Source organism: Candidatus Hartigia pinicola, assembly GCA_020541205.1.
Lineage (GTDB): Bacteria > Pseudomonadota > Gammaproteobacteria > Enterobacterales > Enterobacteriaceae > Hartigia > Hartigia pinicola.
Genome location: CP048208.1, coordinates 393,892 through 415,008 on the forward strand (window position 1 = coordinate 393,892; position 21,117 = coordinate 415,008).

At 26.7% G+C, this 21,117-nt stretch carries 7 protein-coding genes; 6 read left to right on the top strand and 1 reads right to left on the bottom strand.

The annotated features are described in order from the left end of the window. Positions 1-2,791: 2,791 nt before the first annotated feature. The 6 genes from hldE to tamB all read left to right on the top strand — a co-directional run bounded on the left by hldE (position 2,792) and on the right by tamB (position 19,153). Complete coding sequence (gene hldE, locus GFV14_RS00820) at positions 2,792-4,222, top strand: bifunctional D-glycero-beta-D-manno-heptose-7-phosphate kinase/D-glycero-beta-D-manno-heptose 1-phosphate adenylyltransferase HldE (RefSeq protein ID WP_457914457.1); 1,431 nt, start codon at positions 2,792-2,794, stop codon at positions 4,220-4,222. 2,207 nt (positions 4,223-6,429) lie between these two features. Continuing rightward, the gene (gene hxpB / locus GFV14_RS00825) at positions 6,430-7,095 is read left to right on the top strand and encodes a hexitol phosphatase HxpB (protein ID WP_457914458.1); all 666 of its coding nucleotides are present in this window, start codon (positions 6,430-6,432) and stop codon (positions 7,093-7,095) included. Positions 7,096-8,109: 1,014 nt separating this feature from the next. Beyond that, a complete protein-coding gene (locus GFV14_RS00830; protein WP_457914459.1) occupies positions 8,110-8,661 on the top strand; it encodes a metal-dependent hydrolase in 552 nt (183 codons plus the stop codon). A gap of 4,983 nt (positions 8,662-13,644) precedes the next feature. Next, the gene (gene tamA / locus GFV14_RS00835) at positions 13,645-15,384 is read left to right on the top strand and encodes an autotransporter assembly complex protein TamA (RefSeq protein ID WP_457914460.1); all 1,740 of its coding nucleotides are present in this window, start codon (positions 13,645-13,647) and stop codon (positions 15,382-15,384) included. Further along, positions 15,381-15,878 (top strand): hypothetical protein, encoded by a 498-nt coding sequence (locus GFV14_RS00840; RefSeq protein WP_457914461.1) that lies wholly within the window; start codon positions 15,381-15,383, stop codon positions 15,876-15,878. The genes tamA and GFV14_RS00840 overlap by 4 nt, the downstream gene beginning before the upstream one ends. Further along, positions 15,860-19,153 carry an autotransporter assembly complex protein TamB gene (tamB, locus tag GFV14_RS00845; protein ID WP_457914462.1) on the top strand — a complete coding sequence of 1,098 codons (3,294 nt, stop codon included), beginning with the start codon at positions 15,860-15,862 and terminating at the stop codon, positions 19,151-19,153. Before GFV14_RS00840 ends, tamB begins: the two co-directional genes overlap by 19 nt. A gap of 1,334 nt (positions 19,154-20,487) precedes the next feature. Here the strand turns inward: tamB and ppa are convergent. After that, the gene (gene ppa / locus GFV14_RS00850) at positions 20,488-21,018 is read right to left on the bottom strand and encodes an inorganic diphosphatase (RefSeq protein WP_457914463.1); all 531 of its coding nucleotides are present in this window, start codon (positions 21,016-21,018) and stop codon (positions 20,488-20,490) included. Positions 21,019-21,117: the final 99 nt, after the last annotated feature.

The following is a 21,117-nucleotide window of genomic DNA, read 5'->3' on the forward strand; positions in this document are numbered from 1 at the left end:
AAAGTATTGTTAGTAAAAAGCTTAATAAATATGTATTTTAAGTGAATGCTCATATTATTCATGAATGTCTATGAGCAATGTATTTTATTCTGAAATTTTAAATTTTTATACAAAAAACTGTAATTTACGTCTAGCATTAATGTCATTCTAGAAATAAGACGTGAACTCATTATTTTACTGCTATGAAGAAATTGTTTATATTAGCGCATGTGTTAAAATTATGTATAGATAAATAATTATTTTGATATTTCATGAATTATTGTATATGTAATTATGGAGTTTAATAATTTAGAATATTTGATCTTACACCTTCTAGGTTAGAGTAAATTTATTGAGGTTGTTATTTTCATATCGCATATTTTTAAATATTTGCATAAGAACTAAAATAATTGTTTTATTATTATCTATTTAGGATCGTTCTAATATTATTGTTTACGTGAAGTGTTTATTAGGATTACTTAATTTGTAGTATTATGTGATTAGAATAATAACTTGGATAAGTTGTTGTTTTTGACTTCAAAAAGTTCTGAAAATTTTACCTTATGCTAATTACAATCTATATTCTTTTTATTAATTATAAGAGTACTATATGTTAAAAAAAGCTTGTAGTCATACCACATAGTTTAATTTTCGATCTTTAAATATATACATTTTGTATGCAAAGCTTATTAAAGAATTTTTTATATCTTCTAATTAAAAGAAGTATTCAGGCTTTAAATATAGAATATTAATAATTAGAGTGGTTTCAGAATTAAGCAGATAAGTGAACTGACACATGGTGTTCCTACTAATAAATAATTGCTACTTTTATCATGCAAAAGTAAAATCAAAACGTGAATGGAGATTAAAAATAATATAATGTAATAATGCAGAATTATACTATCTTTATTATTGATATGAAGAGTTTAAGTTCAGTTGTACTTTTATACTATCAAAACGGTATTAGCTTTTTACTAAGATGTAATTTAAAGCAATTGTTATCTTTTATTATTTTTAGATGGTTTTGCTATATATACATAAATGAATAAAGATACGTGATAATGCAATTGTTGATATGATTAGATTGATGTTAACGGAACATATTAGCGGACTAAAAATGTAAATTTAGCGAAAATGATATATAATAAATAATCTAAGTATATTCGATGATGTCTTAAATGACTACATTGATTAGTTAGATGTAATTAGTATCTGTGCAATTAAGATCCGTATAGAACTACATTCTATCGAATTATGCGATAGCTTCACTCTAGTCACTATGATGGTGTGCGTATATTAAAAAATTTATATTAAAATTAAAAGTATTATAATTTTTTACATGTATAGTAAAATCATCAAGAATATCACGTACTTTAATCGTATTCAGAGTTTTGTATGAGAAAAGTGTGTATCATTAATAATGATGTCATTAAGTCATATATATATTTTTAGTTCATTTAACATTTACTATTTACACACATTTTATTTTTATTGCTGTATATTTAAGAATACCATAATAATATGGTTGATAGCATTAAAATATCATTTCGTTCAATGTTTTTCATCTACATGATGAATATATGTAGTTTCATGCTATCGATAAAATAATTTAATTTAATTTTATTTTCAATACCTAAAACATTTATCAAGTTTTAAGTGTTTGATTAGATCCTAGTTAATAAGTTATGAATAAATATTTATATCCACTATAAAAGTATATTATTTAGTAATGTGCTCAATCACTAAAAAGTGACTTATATTCAGCATTCATGATTAAGATATTCGAACATTATCCTGGTTATTCACTATCAATATTTCTGTATATTAATATAATTGTTTAATAATTTCTATCAGGCTTTTATTAAATATTACGAATAAATATTTAATAGTTATTTTAGAAACTTTTCAAAATTTTGTTAAAATATAATTATTTTATGTATTGATGCAGAATAAATAAAAAATAAAGCAGTAAAACTAGTTGAGTTATTTTTCAAAAAAATAAATTATTTAATTCATGAAGTAAAAATTTGATGTTCTTGTAAATTAGATGCGTATAAGTTATTTTATGTATTATGCTCTATCTAAAAAATTTCAAATAAAATATATTGTATAATTATATTTTTTAGAAAAATATTGTATATTATATTTTCCATTTTAGAAAAAAATTTATTTGATATAGTACTTATCTTGCTAAATCAAAACTTGTAATATGGCTGGAGAAAATTGTGTTAGCAGTAGTTAGAAAACGTACACGCTTTCATGATTATTAAAATGATCAGTGTTAAGAATACGTAGATATCTTATGAAAAGGTTATTGTTTAGTCAGGTATTATTTAAGATAAATTATACTTCAAATGTTCGAGATCTAACAAACGGACAAAGCTGTTATATAACTTTGAAACTCTAACAATAATATTAGTATGCGTATAAAATCTATCAGATATAGCGGTTTGTATGAGTGAAATATTTGTTAAGATTATAAGTCTAATGCACTGAGTATGATGAAGCTAATTTCAAAGTGTTGCGTCGTTAAAAATAATATTGGATTATCTGAAAAATATTGATAAATGTGGAAGAATAATGAGAAGTATTGAAATAGTTACCTTTTAGGTTGTAATTCTAGTATTCACTATCTTTCTGTTCTGTAGACAAAATATTAAATAGATGATTATATCATTTATATTGTCTGTATCTCTAACACAAATGAGACAATTAAACATATTAATATGTTAATATAATTAACGAGATACATGACTGTATTGTATATAATATTACGTTAATTAATCTTAGCATTTTCAAATTGGAGCTCGGGATGAAAGGAACAATTCCTGATTATAAACAAGCAAGTGTCTTGGTTGTTGGAGATGTAATGCTGGATCGATATTGGCATGGTTCTGCTAGTCGCATTTCACCTGAAGCACCAGTTCCGCTAGTAAAAATTAACATGATCAAAGAGCAACCTGGCGGAGCCGCTAATGTAGCGATGAATATTGCATCACTTGGAGCACATTCACACCTTGTAGGATTAACTGGTATTGATGATGCAGCTAAAATTTTAGCTGAAAGCTTAAAATCAGTAAAAGTGTGTTGTAATTTTGTGGCGATTCCAACTCATCCAACAATAACAAAACTACGTGTTATATCACGTCATCAACAATTAATTCGTCTTGATTTTGAAGAAGAATTTGAAAATATTGATGTACAGCCTATATTAGAACGTATTGAACAAGCTTTACCTTATATTGGTGCATTAGTTTTATCAGATTATGCTAAAGGAGCATTATCTAAAGTTCATAAGATAGTGTCTCTGGCTAATAAAGCGGATGTGCCTGTATTAATTGATCCAAAAAGTAATGATTTTGAACGTTATCGCAATGCTACATTATTGACACCAAACATGGCTGAGTTTGAAGCGATTGTTGGATATTGTCGTAATTATGATCATTTTAAAGAAAAAGGTACAGAACTTCTTGAACATCTTAATTTAAAAGCTCTTCTTATTACTCGTTCAGAACAAGGCATGAGTCTTTTTCAGCGTAATAAAATGCCTCTTCACCTACCAACAGAAGCTCAAGAAGTCTATGATGTTACTGGTGCTGGCGATACTGTCATTGGAGTGATAGCGGCATCTATTGCATCTGGATGCCCACTAGATGAAGCTTGCATATTAGCTAACGCAGCTGCGAGTATTGTAGTAGGTAAATTAGGAACATCTACTGTTTCATATATTGAGTTAAAAAATGCGATCCGTGGACGTGCTGAAAATGGTTTTGGCGTGATGAATGAAAATCAATTAAAACAAGCTGTTATAAATACAAGATTACGCGGGGAGCGTGTTGTAATGACCAATGGCTGTTTTGATATGTTACATGCAGGTCATGTTTCTTATTTAGCGAATGCTCGTAAATTAGGAGATAGACTTATTGTTGCAGTGAATAGCGATGCATCAACACGTCGGTTGAAAGGGAATAAAAGACCTGTGAATCAACTTGAGCAGCGTATGATTGTGTTAGGTGCATTAGAATCTGTAGATTGGGTTGTCCCTTTTGAAGAGGATACACCAGAGCGCTTGATAAATGAAGTTTTACCTGATGTATTGGTAAAAGGTGGTGATTATCGTCTCGAAGAGATTGTTGGTAGTAAGGAGGTTTTGGCAGCAGGTGGTGAAGTTAAAGTTCTGAATTTTGAAAAAGATATTTCAACAACTAATATTATTAAATCAATTATAAAAATTAGTAAGTAATTTTATATAATAGGTTGTGATAATAACTTGCTTTTTACAGACTATATTTCTTATTTGTTCATTTTTTTTATTATTATTTTTGTTTTATTTACGCTAGATTGTTTTTAAGTATGCAGTAATTGCGTCTAGATGTTAAAGTATTTTTAGTGACCTCAGTTTTAATGATACAGCTAATTACTAATAATCATAAAACTTTGTCGAAGTTTTTAATGAACTCAAGTACATATTTTAATAAATCGTATTAAAATTCGCTAAATTATTTTATTTAATTTTATATGAACAATTTATAGATTGTTAAATTTTAAAGATATAATTTTTTTTTAAAAAGACTATTATTTTTTATTTCTTTTGTTAGTATAAGAAATATTCGTTTTAGTGATATTCGTTAATAAATATTTTAATCAATAAACTGATTTAGTATCCGATATGTAAAAATTAAAAAGAAAATAGAATTATATAAGAAGATTTGATGCATTATTATATATTTTAAAAATTGTTTATTAGTACCTCCATGGAACTAGTAATTAATTTCTGAAAAAGTACTTTGCATATTATAATTTAAGTATTAAAAATATAAATTTACAGATAGAGATTGCGTGTCTCTTAAGGTGGAAATTTCACAATATAATTAGAAGGCATGTGTTGTGGAAAGTAGAATTTTAATATTAAAGCCTTGATTAGATGCGTAGTGTTTAAAGTATTACAAATATAGATATGACTTATAAAGAAGTAATAGCGTGAAGATAAAAAGGTTTTTAGTATTTACGAATATTTCGTGTAAATATTCAATGTTTAATTTCATAAAATTTCCGTCATCATGATAAAAATTGTGAATAAGTAGATTGTAATGGTTTTGAATTTTCATATCATACTTGTCTCTATAACATATGTTCATGAAGATAGTGATATAATTACAATGTTTTATATGTGTGTATATTATATATAATTTTAATATAGCGAAATTAATAAATTTTATCTTTTAAATGCTATTCTTAGGCCTTGCATTATCAAAGGTATATTAAGTGAATTAGAGAAATGTCGCTAAATATAGAAAATGTTAGTAGTTTTTAGGTGTTTGTTTTATTGTATAAGTTTAGCATTGATTGCTTAATTTTATATAGAATTTTGTCGCATACAATTTTTAGAAAATCACTAATTTATCAATGTTATTAATGATTTTATTAATCAAATATATTTGAATTTAAAATTATTTATAATCTTCTGTAACTAAGGAACGTATGTTTTGTGAAAATTTCTGAATGCAAATTATTTAAAAGAGAACCTAAGTAATATATGAAGTATATTAAATATACATTTATAGATATATATTATTTAAGTAGTTTGAGTGGCATATACTTTATTAAAATATATGTGCTATTGTTTGAAGTGTTAAATATTTTAAATTAGTACTTTTAATATTTTATTAAACTAATTAAGTAATTTTAACACAGTAATCACTATCTGAAAATTATTAGTTATCAATAGAGCACATAATTATATAAAGATAGAATTATGAAAAAATAATTGATTTTTCAGTTTTTTTAAAATCTTGTTATTTTTTGTGTGTAGAGTGCATAATCTTTTACATGTTCTCATCTTCAGGCTAAATTAATAAAAATATAAATAAAGATTAATATAAAACTCAACGTTTTTCGATGGAGAATGGTGGGATGCATTAGACATAAAAGTTTTTCTAAAATATATTCTAAATAGAGCGTATTTTGTACTATTTATTTTATAAGTTTAATAAAATTACTGGCGTTGTATAAATATATTTTAGCTGATAATTCTCTCATTCTTTTATATTTTTGTTAATTATATGAATACTATAATGCATGCTAAAAAATAATTATATAGACGATGTAGTTGTTAATTACAATATATCGCTCAGTTTGAGAACTTATTATGAAAAATATTTTTTATGATTGTAATAATAATTAATTTTCCTTCGTTTATAAAAGTTATCTCTGAGAATGATGTTAATGTTTTCTATTTTAGATTCTGAGTTAGTTGTTTTTAATATTATTGATAATAGACATGCTGCTGTGATATATAGTTAAGAGAAAACTTACTATAATTTTAAGTTTAAATAAAACTGTAATAATTTTAAATGTTAAACTCTAGATTAATCTAATTATTGATGAAACAATTAGCAATAGAAACCATTGAACATATAGTAAGTTCAATCATATAACATGGAGTTTGAGATGTACCATAACTTACCTATCCAGTCTGTTATTTTTGATATGGATGGTTTATTAATTGACTCAGAGCCTTTTTGGATACAGGGAGAAAAAGAAATTTTTACACAATTAGGATTAGATTTGACTATAGCGGATAAACTACCTAACATGCTCGGATTACGGATCGACTACGTCGTTGAATTTTGGTACCAAGCCTCTCCATGGAAAGGCTATAGTCAAAAAGAGGTCGCACAAATGATTATCGATCGTGTTATTGACTTAGTGGAAGAAAAACGTCCAATATTACCTGGTGTATATTATGCTTTAGAATTATGTCGTTCACTAAACCTTAACATTGCATTAGCCTCTGCTTCGCCGAGATATATGGTAGAAAAAGTACTATGTTTATTTGAAATTCGTGATTATTTTTCTGTTGTTTCATCTGCTTCTGAATTACCTTATAGCAAACCACATCCTGAAGTGTATCTTAATACAGCTAAATATTTAGAAACAAAACCAATACACTGTGCTTCTTTAGAAGACTCCTTTAATGGTATGATTGCTGCAAAAGCGGCTAGAATGCGTTCTATCGTTATACCTGACAGGCAATACTTTAATGATCCACGTTGGTCTTTGGCTGATGTTAAGCTTAGCTCTCTGCATAATTTAACTGAAATATTTTTACGTTAATTATTTTTGATTTTCTTGCGATGTGAAAGATATAGTCTAATAATGAGAGTTTAAAAGCGAGTAATAAGTTAATACAACCTGTAGAAGTATATAAATAAAATTTATAATACATAGTATGATTGCTCTTAATCACACTTAGAATTTTAGTATTTACTTAATTAATTAGATATAAATTTAGTAAAATCTTATTTAACTAGTAACTTAATCTTGTTTTCCAGTCTAGCAGGAAGAGTTAGATACTATTTAGAGTTTTGAAAACATTATTATTTATATATATTTCCAAAGTAAGAGTATTATTATACTGATAATATCAATTAACCAATATTGTAATAAATTAAACTTTTATATCTTCATAACTGAAAACAAAATATTCTTCAGAATGTCATGTATGTACAATGTTTATGCATTGCTATATCTCTGATAGCTGGTTTTAGTAAATCGTTTTTAGTAATTAACAAGAAAGCGCAGTATGAGTATTTCAATATCAGTAATAAGTAGCATCATCGCTTGCAAAAACATGTTAATAATTATTATCTGGTAAAAATATTGAATTTTTTAATGTATATTAAAATACAGGGAGTGATACTTCTAAACAATTTGAGATAATTTATATCAGATACGATTTGTATTTATTTAATAGATCAAATTAACAAAATTAATATTGTTCATATAACAATTTTAGTATTAAGTTCTAAAATTTATACTGAGTAGTTTGTGAAAATATTACAATTCAGAATTAGCGCTAGAGGTGTTCAATGTTCGCATTCAGTTTATATAAATTGAATATTTATTATTTAGAAATCAAATAAAAAATACTGCATTAGCTTTTAAATGTATTTATAAAAAATAATTAATTATTTACCGCTTAGATATCTCATTATGTATTGTATAAAATAAATATTTATTTATTTCTTAAACTAATAGTTAAGTTTTTTCTAATTCTATTATTTTTTTTATAAACGTCTTATACTAATTACCTAACTGAATAGGTAATGAAATGATGATTGACACACTATGACCGCTCAAGGGCATTTATTTTTTTCTGTTGCTTCATTAATAATGGCACATAAATTAAAATTGACACTAGAATTTACTCGAGGTGATTGGTTACATATGATTCCAGGTATTTTGTTAGGTGCATTATTACCAGACATCGATCATCCTTTTTCTACATTAGGTCGATTACTACGTATTTTATCATTACCTATTTCAAAAATCTGTGGGCATAGAGGTTTTACACATAGTTTAGTTGCATGGTTAATGTTATTGATATTTTGTTATCAATGGTTGCCAAATATATGGTTAATTCCTAATGATTTAACACAAGCATTTTTACTTGGATATATAAGTCACCTCATTGCAGATATGTTAACGCTTACTGGTGTACCATTGTTATGGCCACTGTTATTCCGCTTTCGTTTGCCTTTACTTCCTAAAAAGACCAATCAACGTACTGAGCGATTTATTGCTATTATTTTCATTGTTGGCGCTTGCTTATTACCATCCGACTATAATATAGATTTATTGAGTCAGGTTAAAAATATACTGCAATATTTTTCATTTTGAAAGAGCGATAGAAAAATCATATAAGCATATGCATGAATGCAATGCAAGCGTTTTAAGTAATATACAAATTACTTCACTTGTAGAATATTTTTTGAATATATAGTTACAATTGCTATGAAAATTATTTTTTGTATGTATATGTGTCTAAAAATGATTCACTTATTTTATGTGTTATCATAATGAATTATTATTAGTGTTATTTTCAATAATATAAAAGAAGTCTTATCATTACTAATTAAATATAACTAGTGATTAGAATAAATTCATTTTACATATAGAGTATATTATATTGTTTATTTAAATACATTTACTCAATACATACAATACAGGTTATTTAAAAATATTTTATTGTCGTAACAGCTATATACTATTATATTTTCACCTACTATAAGATATTTTGTACAGAGATTAATTTGTTAAGGTAGATTTTATCTATAAATTACATATCGTTACTATCATTGAATAGAGTGAATCTTATGTATTAATTTTGATATGTTTGTTTATACTATAAATTTTTATTTGTATGGTAAATTCTTCACGAGATGTGTTGACATGATTCAAAAAATTTTATATTTATAGTCATCTGTTTTATATGAGCAGGATAGTAATTACTATAAATATAATTTTTTACAAATAATTGCGTAATACAGCTTCAAATAAACTGGCTATGATTCCAAGGTTATCTATTAAAAAGTTTAGAACAATATATAGTGTTTTTACTAAGAGAATTAGTAAAATACCAGATGACTATTAGTAACTAATTTTAAGAATATATAGATGTATAAATGTTTTACATATAGCTTTTCTGCAAGAAAAGCTATGAGATTTATTGTCTGAGAAATAAGAAATAAATTTCTCGAAATATTTTCGATACATATTACTACTTTAGATTGCTTTTTTAATAAACAATTGCAAGCGTTGAAAAGGTATTTTTACCCATTTATAGTTCTTGATACTAATATTTTATTTATTTTTATATATATAATATATACTTAGATAATATAGAAAAGTATTCACATTTATAAATAGTAAATTTATATAGGAACAAATGATGCTCTTTTACATTAACATTATTTTATTAATGTTCTCCATTGTGTCAATAAAGAAGATATATTAATGAAGAATTCATTAAGTTTTTTATTTTACTTCTTTGCATGAAGTTTATATCAATATGACGATAATTGAAGTAATAAACTATTATATTATATATAGATCATGATCAGAAGATAGTGTTTAAATAATCAATACAAAAACTAGAATTGTATTCGAAAAATTATTTATTATACTAATAAATCTATCATGATAAACTTTATATTATAAAAATATTTTCAAAGCTTTTGATAATATAAAATAAATTTTTATTTACATATACTTAAAATGTACTTGAAATTATGTTGATCAAAAGTTTTTTTATTATTGAGTGTGATATATAGAAATTTATTTTTGTATATCATTGCACTTTATTAAATTAAATTTTCTTAAGATTTGCTAATATATTATTTTTTGTTTCAAAAAGATGTTGTTTTTAAGTAAAATTTTATGCTTGAATAGCATTCATTAGTTAATTTTTATCACTATAATCAATAGTAGTTAGTATAATTACAACATTATAAGAAGTAACATTGAAGCAGCATAAAATATTTCAAAGATATAAAATTTAAATGTTTTAAGAAACTGAACTTTAGGTTATTTAAAGAAGATTTTCTACATAATTTAAAGTATATAGATACAATTACTTTTTTAAATATATTTAAATATTATGAAGTTGATTTTGCTATTTAAAACTGAATGAATTAATTATAGATATCTAACATTATATTGTATTATTATAAGATATCAGATACCTTAAAGTTGATGCTAATCGTGCAATATACGTATCTAAAAAGCTTTATTTAAATAGATTATGTTTATGCATCAACATAGTAATTTATGAGACAAAAGATCTAATGTTGTTATATATTTTATACGTTAAATAATATATATAGATTTTATATTTTATCTCTAAAAACCGGGGATCTTTCTTAATTTTGAAGAACGTTATTAAAAATTTTTTTAAAATAGGAGTTTCAGTAAGAAGAAAAAAATTTCTGATATTTAAAAACATCGTTACTAAAATATCAATATCAATAATTTTTGACACTATGTTCTTACTTTTAAAAATCGCTCCTGATATACGTATGTGAAATATCTTTTAAATACCAAATACCAGAAATGAAATATTATTTAAAATTAACTATAAAATATTCTATCATAATGAAGCTTTAATATTAATAATAAGATTTAGTAACAATATTAATACAGAAAAACTAAAAATTACTTGACATTATTTTTATAGCTATTTTAGAGCAACTATTATTTTTAATCATTTGTATTTTTAAAAAAATGATCAATCAAGTGTTAATATAATTTTAGGAAATGTACTGTCTATCTTAAATGTGTGAATATTGTTAATAAAAATCCTTAATTTTGTGTCCATGCATATATCAAGAAGCTCACGAATGAAAATATTTAATCTACCTAACCAACATAAAAATTTTTATGACTGTTCTGAGTCGATTTAAAGATAACATTGTTATAATTCATAATATAATATTACACAAGCATAATAATTTTTTTCCTGAAAAAGTACACTGATAGTAAAATGAAATAAAATATGTTGAGTATTTATGAATAGGTTAGTTAGAATTGCCAAGACATAATTACTTCTTGTAAAATAATATTCATGAAGAAAATGAAAATGCATTAGTTAATACTAAAATAGGTAGTATAGATTCATTCAATAAGCAAAACTTTATAGATAAGTTAATGTGATATATGATATAGAACAAATAAAATTTGAGATATATACAAGTATAACATTGTTTATTGTGATATAAACCAATCTTAAAGTTAGCATGATTATATTATTTGATATTTATCATATGAATTAATTTATCTTATTTACTTTATAACAGTACAATCAAAATAGAAAAATAAAATTCAGCTTGTATAGTCCCGACTATAATATTAATTGAAAAAACTCTGTCTAAAAAATATAGAAATTGAATCGTCTGGTGCAGTCTTACCCTATAATAATAAAATAGATCAATTTGTATTTTATTAGAGACTATTCAGTATTTTACAATAGAAAATAATAAATACTATTTTTAATTTAGAGCGTATTTATATATGAAAAATCTAATAAGTAAAGATTATATGGAAAGTGTGTAGTATTTTGATTTATATAATTTTGCATTATAACATATGTTGTGTATGATGGTGATGCTATTTAGTTTAAGCGTTATCAATATGTTTATCTCAAAGAGAGTTTTGTTTGGTGACTTTTATACAGGATAAATACTTTAATATTACTATAATGTATAATTTACTTTCAGTAATTACTTTTGTTTGTATTATTGATTGTTAGAAGCTGGATATATGGATTTTTCAGGTTTGATGTGTCAATAATTATGAAGTTATATAGACGTGGAAACTATTCCTTATAACGAATTCGCTAATTATTTTTCTTAAAATTATTTTAGAAATTTTTTATTTTTAAGATGTTTTTAAAAGGTTATAAATTTAACATAAAGAATGATTTTTATAAAAATTACTGAGGAACTCATTCTATTGAATATTAATTTCAAAAAAAGAGAATAATGAAAAACAGTTGACATGTATTAACTTCATAAGTTGTATGTTTTAACTCTTAGTCAAGAAGTGTGCTTTTTTAATATATTTCTTGATTGCTATCAAGATTACATTTTTATATCTAGGCTATATGAAAAAATACTTACGGTTAAGAATTTTTAAATACATTATAACTCATTTTATTTAATATTCATTTCAGTCTTAATTTTGATGTATGTGTAATATACTTTAAATTGTATTATTCTTTTATTCATATGCAGTATTATTGTAACGATATTAAAATTTTTATATTGTTAAAAAATTTTATAATTTTTAAAATTTAATTATTTTTATACATTCGATTGTAACAATAACAATCTAGAATATTTGGTTTTCCTAAAACATGACAATGAATAAACTTTTGTTGTGCAATCAACTAAAATACATACAACTTGAGCGCTGAAGCTATTAAAGAAGTGTTATATACTATTTTTTTATTTTTAACAGTAATGTTTAATAAAAATTCTTTCAAATAATTTTTTTAGAAAGAGTATCATGTATTATTACTATTGTGCTCTTCGAAAAGAACGGTTGATAAAAAAACATTAATTAAGCATCCTGAATAATTAAAAAATATACTTTCTATGTTCCATATAGCAGGTGTCGGAACGTTATTACATAAATTTGTAATGATTTATGCGTGAAAAGTTTAAAAATGAAAATGGATCTTTAAAACATAATGATTCTAGGTAAAACATTTTAGCATCAAAAAATATTATGGTAGATATTTAAAGTGTATCTCATGTTATTATATTCACGGCAAGTAATGTTATAAGAAAAAACATAACTGAATGGTTAATATTTTTGCAAAATATTTTTTATAAATTGAAATTACTTAGCTAATAAAGTTTATACAAGTAGAAAATTTTGGAGATTTTCTATACACTTATTGAATTACTGAGTGTAATTATTGCAATACTAACAAATAATACACTCTTATAATTTTAATGTTTACATTTTTTAAGTATCAAAAGATCGAAAGTATGTTTAGTTAACCAACTATGCCTCTGAATGTAGTTCATTTTTAAGATATTTTTTAAATAATTATATTTAGTTTGTCACTTTAGACTGTATTGTACGATTATTTTAAAAAATACTGAATATACTTTTATGTGTGAATAAGAAAATATATTCTTTAGATGAACACCAAAAGAAACTTTATTGTATGCACATGATGTTTTGGCTAAAAAATTACTACATATCATCTGATAGACACTGATTTTTGTATTCATAATTGGACGCCGTCTGTTCAAGTTTAATCTGGTATACTTTTAATTAAATATAGTTAAACTCTTAATGATTATAGGAGTAGACGTGTTAAAATTCCTTATCATATCTTTTTGTTTTTTAATGACAGTTATTTTTATGGCATACGGCGAAAATCTTCGTCTTAATATTATAGGACTTGAAGGGAAACTTTATCAAAATGTCTGCATGCAATTGTCTAATATTCCTCAATCTGAAGTGGTGTTAACTAGTCGTTTTCGCACTCGTATTACGAAAATTATTAAGGAAAGATTGAAACCACTCGGTTATTATCAACCTACAATTACATTTAGTTATGAAGAAAAGCTCCCACCAGAAAGATCGATATTAGCAGCAAAAGTATCTCCTGGCGTACCTATTGCAGTAAAAAGTGTAGTGGTTATTTTAAAAGGGGAAGCAAAAAATGATTATGACTATGTACGAATGATTAAAAACAACACGCCAAAGTACGGAAGAGTTCAAAATGATAGTGAATATGAAAATTTTAAAGGGAAGTTAAATAGTCTTGCTATCCAAAGAGGTTATTTTGATGCAGTTCTAGAACAAAGCCAACTAGGCATTTCATGCGATTATCATTCTTCTTATTGGAATTTTATCTTTAATAGTGGAAAACGTTATCGTTTTTCGTCAATTTCTTACCAAGGTTCGCAAATTTCTTCGGATTACCTCAACAATATTGCTCCTTTTAAATGTGGAGAATATTATACATCAGAGAAATTAGCAGAATTTAACCGAAGATTAGTAAAAACGGGCTGGTTTACTTCTGTGATTGTAGCGCCTAATATTATAAAAGCACGAGAAGAAAATACAGACTTATTGCCCATTCAAGGAATGATGGTACCTCGAGCTAAAAACTTTGTTGCAATCGGGGGTGGTTATGCCACTGATGCTGGTCCTCGAGTTAAAGCGACATGGAATAAGCCATGGGTTAATTTTTTTGGACAAAGTATTGCATCAAGCGTCAGTTTTTCTCAGTCTGAACACAGTATTAATGCAAGCTATAAAATTCCTCTTAAAACCAATCCACTTGAGCAATATTATGAAATTCAAGGACGTTATAAGCGTACAAATTTAAATGATACTGAATCTAATACTACTACATTGAATATGTCTCGAAATTGGGATTATTCTAGTGGTTGGCAATACGCTGCGAATATGCGTTGGATGTTTAGCTATTTTACACAGGCTGACATTACTAATATTACCATGTTAGTGTATCCAGGAGTGAGCTTCAATCGAGTACAGCAGCGTGGTGGTATGATGCCTACGTGGGGTGATAGTCAGAGATATTCTATTGATTACTCTAATGAAATTTGGGGATCAGATATTAATTTTCTCGTATTACAAACAAAACATGTATGGATTAGAACTCTGTCGAAGGGACACCGACTAATTCTAAGAGGTCATTTAGGATGGATCAAAACTGATAATTTCGACAAAGTTCCACCTGACCTTCGTTTTTTTGCTGGGGGTGATGGTAGTATTCGTGGTTACGGTTATCAAAAAGTTTCACCAGAGGATATAAAAGGTAAATTAACTGGGGCATCGAAATTAGTAGTTGGTTCTATCGAGTACCAGTATAATGTTACAGGTAATTGGTGGTGGGCAACTTTTATTTCTTCAGGAGAGGTGGTCAATAACATTAAAATGAATGATTTTAAAACTGGTGCGGGTGTTGGTATTCGTTGGGTTTCTCCTGTAGGGCCTATCAAGTTTGATATCGCAACTCCAATAAAAGAATCTTATAATAATATTCAATTTTACATTGGTTTGGGGACAGAATTATGAAATGGTTGAAATGGGTTTGTCTCCCCATTTTATGCTTTATTATCTTAGTTTTGTCTTTGCTAAGTTGGCTGGTGTTTACACAATCTGGTCTGAAGTTTGTGCTCAATAGTACTACTCGATTTGTCCCGGGTTTAGAAATCCGTAACATCAAAGGGAATATTAATAATCTTACATTGGTAGGTGTGCAATATCAAAGGTCCGGTATAAATGTTAATATGCAAAAGGTTCATTTTTCTTTACGTTTAAAATGTTTAATTAGTCAAGAGTTATGTATTGATGATTTATCAACTCATGGTGTTGTAGTTAATATCAACACAAACAAAATTTATTCTTCAGAAAAATCATTATCTTCTGAGAGATTAACTGAACTAAAATCACCATTACCTATTAAGCTAAATCAATTGTTATTGACTGCGACACAAGTAACGATAGATGGTATAAAATTTAATTTAGCTAAATTTAAAACAGGGATGTATTGGAAAAAAAAAACTTAACATTAGCACCAGCGGATATTACTGATTTAAGAGTTCATATACCTGGAATGGATGATAAGATAAATAGAATGGGAAAACTTATATCTGAAATAAAAGTTACAGTTAGAGAGGAGAAATTTATTGGTGTTATTCTAAAAGAGTTTTTTTCTCAGCCACTGTTGGCTAGATTACCTGAGGTGATTTTACCTATTAATGTACATGCTGAAGAGATTAATATTTCAGACTTAAAGTTAACTGGTTTTATAAAACTGACAATCAATAGATTAACTTTTAGTATATCGAATGATAATCAAAATGTCTTATTAAAACAATTTAAGCTTAATACACCAGGAGGGAACATTGTAGGCTCAGGTACTATCATTTTAAAAGATAAATGGCCTATTTTTTTATTAGCTACAGGAGAAAGTTTTTTTACAAATTTTGATAGACAGAATATAGATATATTACTTAAAGGAGTTTTACTCGAAAAGCTCCAACTCGGGCTTAACTTAAGTGGCCGTATCAATGCAACACTTAATGTGAAGACTAATCTTGGTCAAGCAGATTTACCTGTTCAATTGATGCTTAAGAGTTCCAAGATAAAGTGGGCATTCGTCAGTGATGCACACTATCAATTTGACGATATATGCCTTTTATTAAACGGGCGTCCTTCTGCTTATACTTTATCATTACGTTCAGTTGTTCATGGTCAAAAAATTCCAGCATCAACGTTAATGCTGAATGCCAAAGGTAATGAAGAACGAATTTATCTAACGCGTTTAAGATTAACTTCGCTACAAGGTAATGTAAATATTACGGGTGTTGCTGATTGGAAGAGGGGAATTAATTGGAACGCAGTATTAACATTGTCAGGGATTAATACCGCTAAATACTGGCCTGAATGGCCTGCTAAGGCAGACGGTAAAATAGCTACTCGCGGCAGTTGGTATTGTGGTAGCTGGAAACTTCATATTACTGAAATTTTTTTAGATGGTAAGATTAAAAATAATTATTGGAAGGCCCGTGGTCAAGTAAAAGGTAATGCAGAAGGTCTATGGGAGATTCCAGAGTTTACACTGTCATTAGGTAATAATTACTTTAATGTTAAAGGCAATCTTGCTGATAACTGGCATTTAGACACTAAAATAAACGCACTAAATTTAAATGATATATTACCAGGTTTAGGTGGTATGATTATTGGTGAGATTAAATTACGCGGTAATTTAATGGCTCCACAGGTTTTAACGGACTTAACTATTCGTGGTGTGAGATGGCAAAAAGATTTTTATCTTGATCATGCTATTATTAAAGGTCAAGTCGCTTCATCTGAGAAAATTAAAAGTGATTTATCTATTATAGTACGGCAGTTAAAACAAGCTGATTTAGTGATAAACAATTTAACTCTAAATGCAACAGGTACTGAAAAACAGCATAGTGTAAAATTAAATATTCAAGGTGAACCTGTGTCAGGCCATTTAACATTGCTTGGTATGTTTAATCGTCAGGATAAAACATGGACAGGGAATATATATGATACCTTATTTAAAACTCTGGTGGGTGAATTGTACTTAAGTAATATTATGACATTAAATTATTCTCATCTCAGTAAAGAGTTTACTATAGAGCCTCATTGTTGGATGAATACTAACGTACGCTTTTGCGTGCCTCAACCAATTAAAGCTAATAAAAATGGTCGTGCTAATATTGCTTTTAAACGTTTTGATCTCGCAATTTTAAAACCATTTTTGAGTGATGCTATTCAACTTCGTGGTGTGTTTAATGGTCAAGCAAATTTCATATGGAAAGATAATGGTGCTTTATTAGATGTAAAAATTAATCTAAAAAATAATAATCTGAAAGATATTCAGCTTATTCAAGGGACTCAATTACCGTTTAAGTTTGAAAAAGTAACTCTCAGCATCGTCTTGAGAAATAGTAAATTGAATCTAGATTGGTTATTTAAAATCGCAAATCATGGTCAGATGAAAGGCAATATTCAGGTTTGTAATTTTGCAAAACCAGGTCAGATTTCAGGTAATATTGAGTTCAATGCTATCACATTAGCGTTGATTCAACCTTTTTTAGGTAATACATCAATTGTAAATGGAAATTTGAATGCAAATATACGACTTCATGGTACAGTACGTAATCCATTATTGTATGGTAAACTATTTCTCTCCAAAGTAGAAATAAAGTCGATAATAATGCCGTTTTATATTAAAAGTGGAAATTTAGATATTATATTTAATGGTAGTACTTCAGTAATCAATGGACAAATTAATACACCAGAAGGATATTTAAAAATTAATGGTGGAGCAAATTGGCGTAATATAAATGCTTGGCGTGCAAAAGTAATGATTTTTGGAAGTAATTTACGAGTTTCAATGTCACCAATAATGAAAATTGATCTTCAGCCTAATATTATGTGTGAAATATCATCAACTTTATTAACTTTAGATGGTAGTATCACGATCCCATGGGCAAGAATTACGATTCAAGAACTTCCAGAAGCTACTGTGAGTACTTCTCCAGATGTTGTAATGCTTGATAGCAACCTGCAGCCTCTTAATAAGATTAGCCATCAGATGCTCATGCAAACAAATCTTGAGGTGAAAATTGGCAATGATATAAAGGTCGATGCTTTAGGTCTTACAGCATCTGTGACGGGCATGTTGAAAGTATTACAAAACCAACATGGTTTAGCTGTAAACGGACAAATTGATATTCCATCAGGACGTTTTCGGGCTTATGGACAAGATTTGATTATACGTAAAGGTCAAATTCAATTCTCTGGCTCAGTAGATCAGCCATTCTTAAATTTAGAGGCTATTCGCAATCCAGATAATACAGCAGATAGTGTTGTCGCAGGTATTAAAGTTACAGGACTTTTAGACAAACCAAAAGTTGAAATATTCTCAGAGCCAATCAAAACACAGCAAGAAGTATTATCCTATCTATTACATGGAGAAGGATTAGAAAGTGAAGATGCAAATGGCGCACAAATAACTTCAATGATAATTAGGCTTGGTGTTGCTCAAAGTGGACAGTTTGTCGGTAAAATTGGTGCAAAATTTGGAGTGTCTGATTTAATTCTTCACACACAAGGAGTTGGTGATAAATCTCAAGTAGTAGTGAGTGGAAAAATTACCAACGACTTACAAATTAAATACGGGGTTGGTATATTCGATTCATTAGCAACTTTAACGTTACGTTATCGGTTAATGCCTAAGTTATATTTGGAGGCAGTATCTGGTCCTAATCAAGCTATAGATCTTCTTTATCAGTTTGAGTTTTAAAATCTATTTCTAATGTACTATCAAAGATTAAAGCGTGAGAAAAGTTCTTACTAGATAAGTTATATTTTATAGATAAGTTTTTATAAATTAAGAGGTTATTAGATTTATGATTCCAATTAGTTACTCTTTAGGTAGTAAATGACACATTGTTATTAAGTGAAAAACTTATCGTATGAATTTTATTATGTCTTAATTATATACACTGTAAAAATATTTAACATTATATTAGGAAGTTAATAATAATTTCATGATAATAGAGTGATCTTTTTGCAGTATGTTTGTAATTTATCTTGAATTTTATACTAGGATTAATTAAAACTACTCTCGAAAGAGTAATCTAATGTCAGTAGTGAGTGATTTTTAATGTTCTTTTTTAGATGCTGTTGATATTTTATTCTTGATTTTTATTCAAATCTAAAAATTTTTAATTAAGATTTTATTAAGAATTTTAAACATAATTTTCTTTATCTTATCGAGATGATAAAATTTGTCAGGAGTGACATTAGTTGAAAATATTTTAATAAATTGAATGATTTTATTTAATAGCTAAAAATTGATACGTTACTTTTTGAGTAACTTGATATGAGTATTGATATACTGTATATATCTAAAAAGTATTTTTCAGTGGAATTTTATTTTACTAATTATCTAAAAATACTGTATATTCTTGTTTAAAATTTCAAAAGATACTGAAAAGGATAACTAATCTGTTAACATAAGTATGTAAATTCTTTAAAGAAGACTGTTTATTAGTCGTATTAATCTTAAAACAACTTTTGTAATTATTAATTAAAAAAAACGCTTAAATACAGAGGCGACTACTGAAAGGCGAGAATATACTAGTAAATATTTTCTAGTATCAAAAAATATATTACAATAGATATTTAAAGTTTATTGATAAAATTGTAGTTATAATACAAGATGTTGCGGATAAAAACGGTGCTATGAGAAGATTGAATCTGCACAATATCACTTTTTGTATAAAACTTCTTTAGTGCATGTTAATTATATAAGTTAAATATTTATATATACATTTATCTTATATTGATCTCAATTTTTGATATAGAAAAATACAATAAACTTCATGCTTTTCTTTTATGCCCAATTGATAAATAATTAAATGTTTATTTTAAATTAAGAAATATTCTTGCTAAATATGAAAAAATATTATTACTAATCTGAAGATTCAATCTTTCATTTTAGCAATTAGTGTTTATTTATTTTTGTTTTCTGGTAGAACAACAAGTGAATAATATTTGAAATACAAAAATAATCATTATCCATATGGGTTCTGGCATTTCTACCAGAACCTTTATTATATAACAATAAATATACTATTTTTTTATTGCCCGTTTAAAAGAAGATATGATTTCTTCTTTAGCTACTGAAACATCTTCCCAACTGTTAATTTTTACCCATTTACTTTTTTCTAAATCTTTATAATGTTGAAAAAAATGGGTAATTTGTGCACGCAGTAATTTTGGAAGATCACTCACATCTTGAATGTGATCATATTCTTTGGTTAGTTTGGCATGCGGTACTGCAATTAGTTTTGAATCTTCACCGGATTCATCAGTCATTTTTAGTATACCAATTGGCCGACAGCGAATTACTGAACCTGGTTGTAATGGGTAAAGTGTTGGTACTAGAACATCAATTGGATCACCATCTAAAGACAGTGTGTGATTGATGTAACCATAGTTACATGGATAAAACATTGTAGTAGATATGAAACGATCTACAAAAAGAGCCCCATAATCTTTATTAACTTCGTATTTTATAGGATCTGCGTTAGCAGAGATTTCAATAATAACGTAGATATCTTCAGGCAGCTTATTGCCTGCCGGTATATTGCGTAAGCTCATAGAAAAGCATCCTTTTATGTTAGCAACTAAAACAGCTACTATACTTCAAGTTTCATGGAAACTAAAAAATATAAGTTTGAATATTAACTCGATAACTGA

Bases quoted from the DNA above. Each gene is read 5' to 3' on its own strand.
- hldE (WP_457914457.1), top strand. From the start codon at position 2,792: ATGAAAGGAACAATTCCTGATTATAAACAAGCAAGTGTCTTGGTTGTT.
- hxpB (WP_457914458.1), top strand. From the start codon at position 6,430: ATGTACCATAACTTACCTATCCAGTCTGTTATTTTTGATATGGATGGT.
- GFV14_RS00830 (WP_457914459.1), top strand. From the start codon at position 8,110: ATGACCGCTCAAGGGCATTTATTTTTTTCTGTTGCTTCATTAATAATG.
- GFV14_RS00840 (WP_457914461.1), top strand. From the start codon at position 15,381: ATGAAATGGTTGAAATGGGTTTGTCTCCCCATTTTATGCTTTATTATC.
- ppa (WP_457914463.1), bottom strand. From the start codon at position 21,018: ATGAGCTTACGCAATATACCGGCAGGCAATAAGCTGCCTGAAGATATC.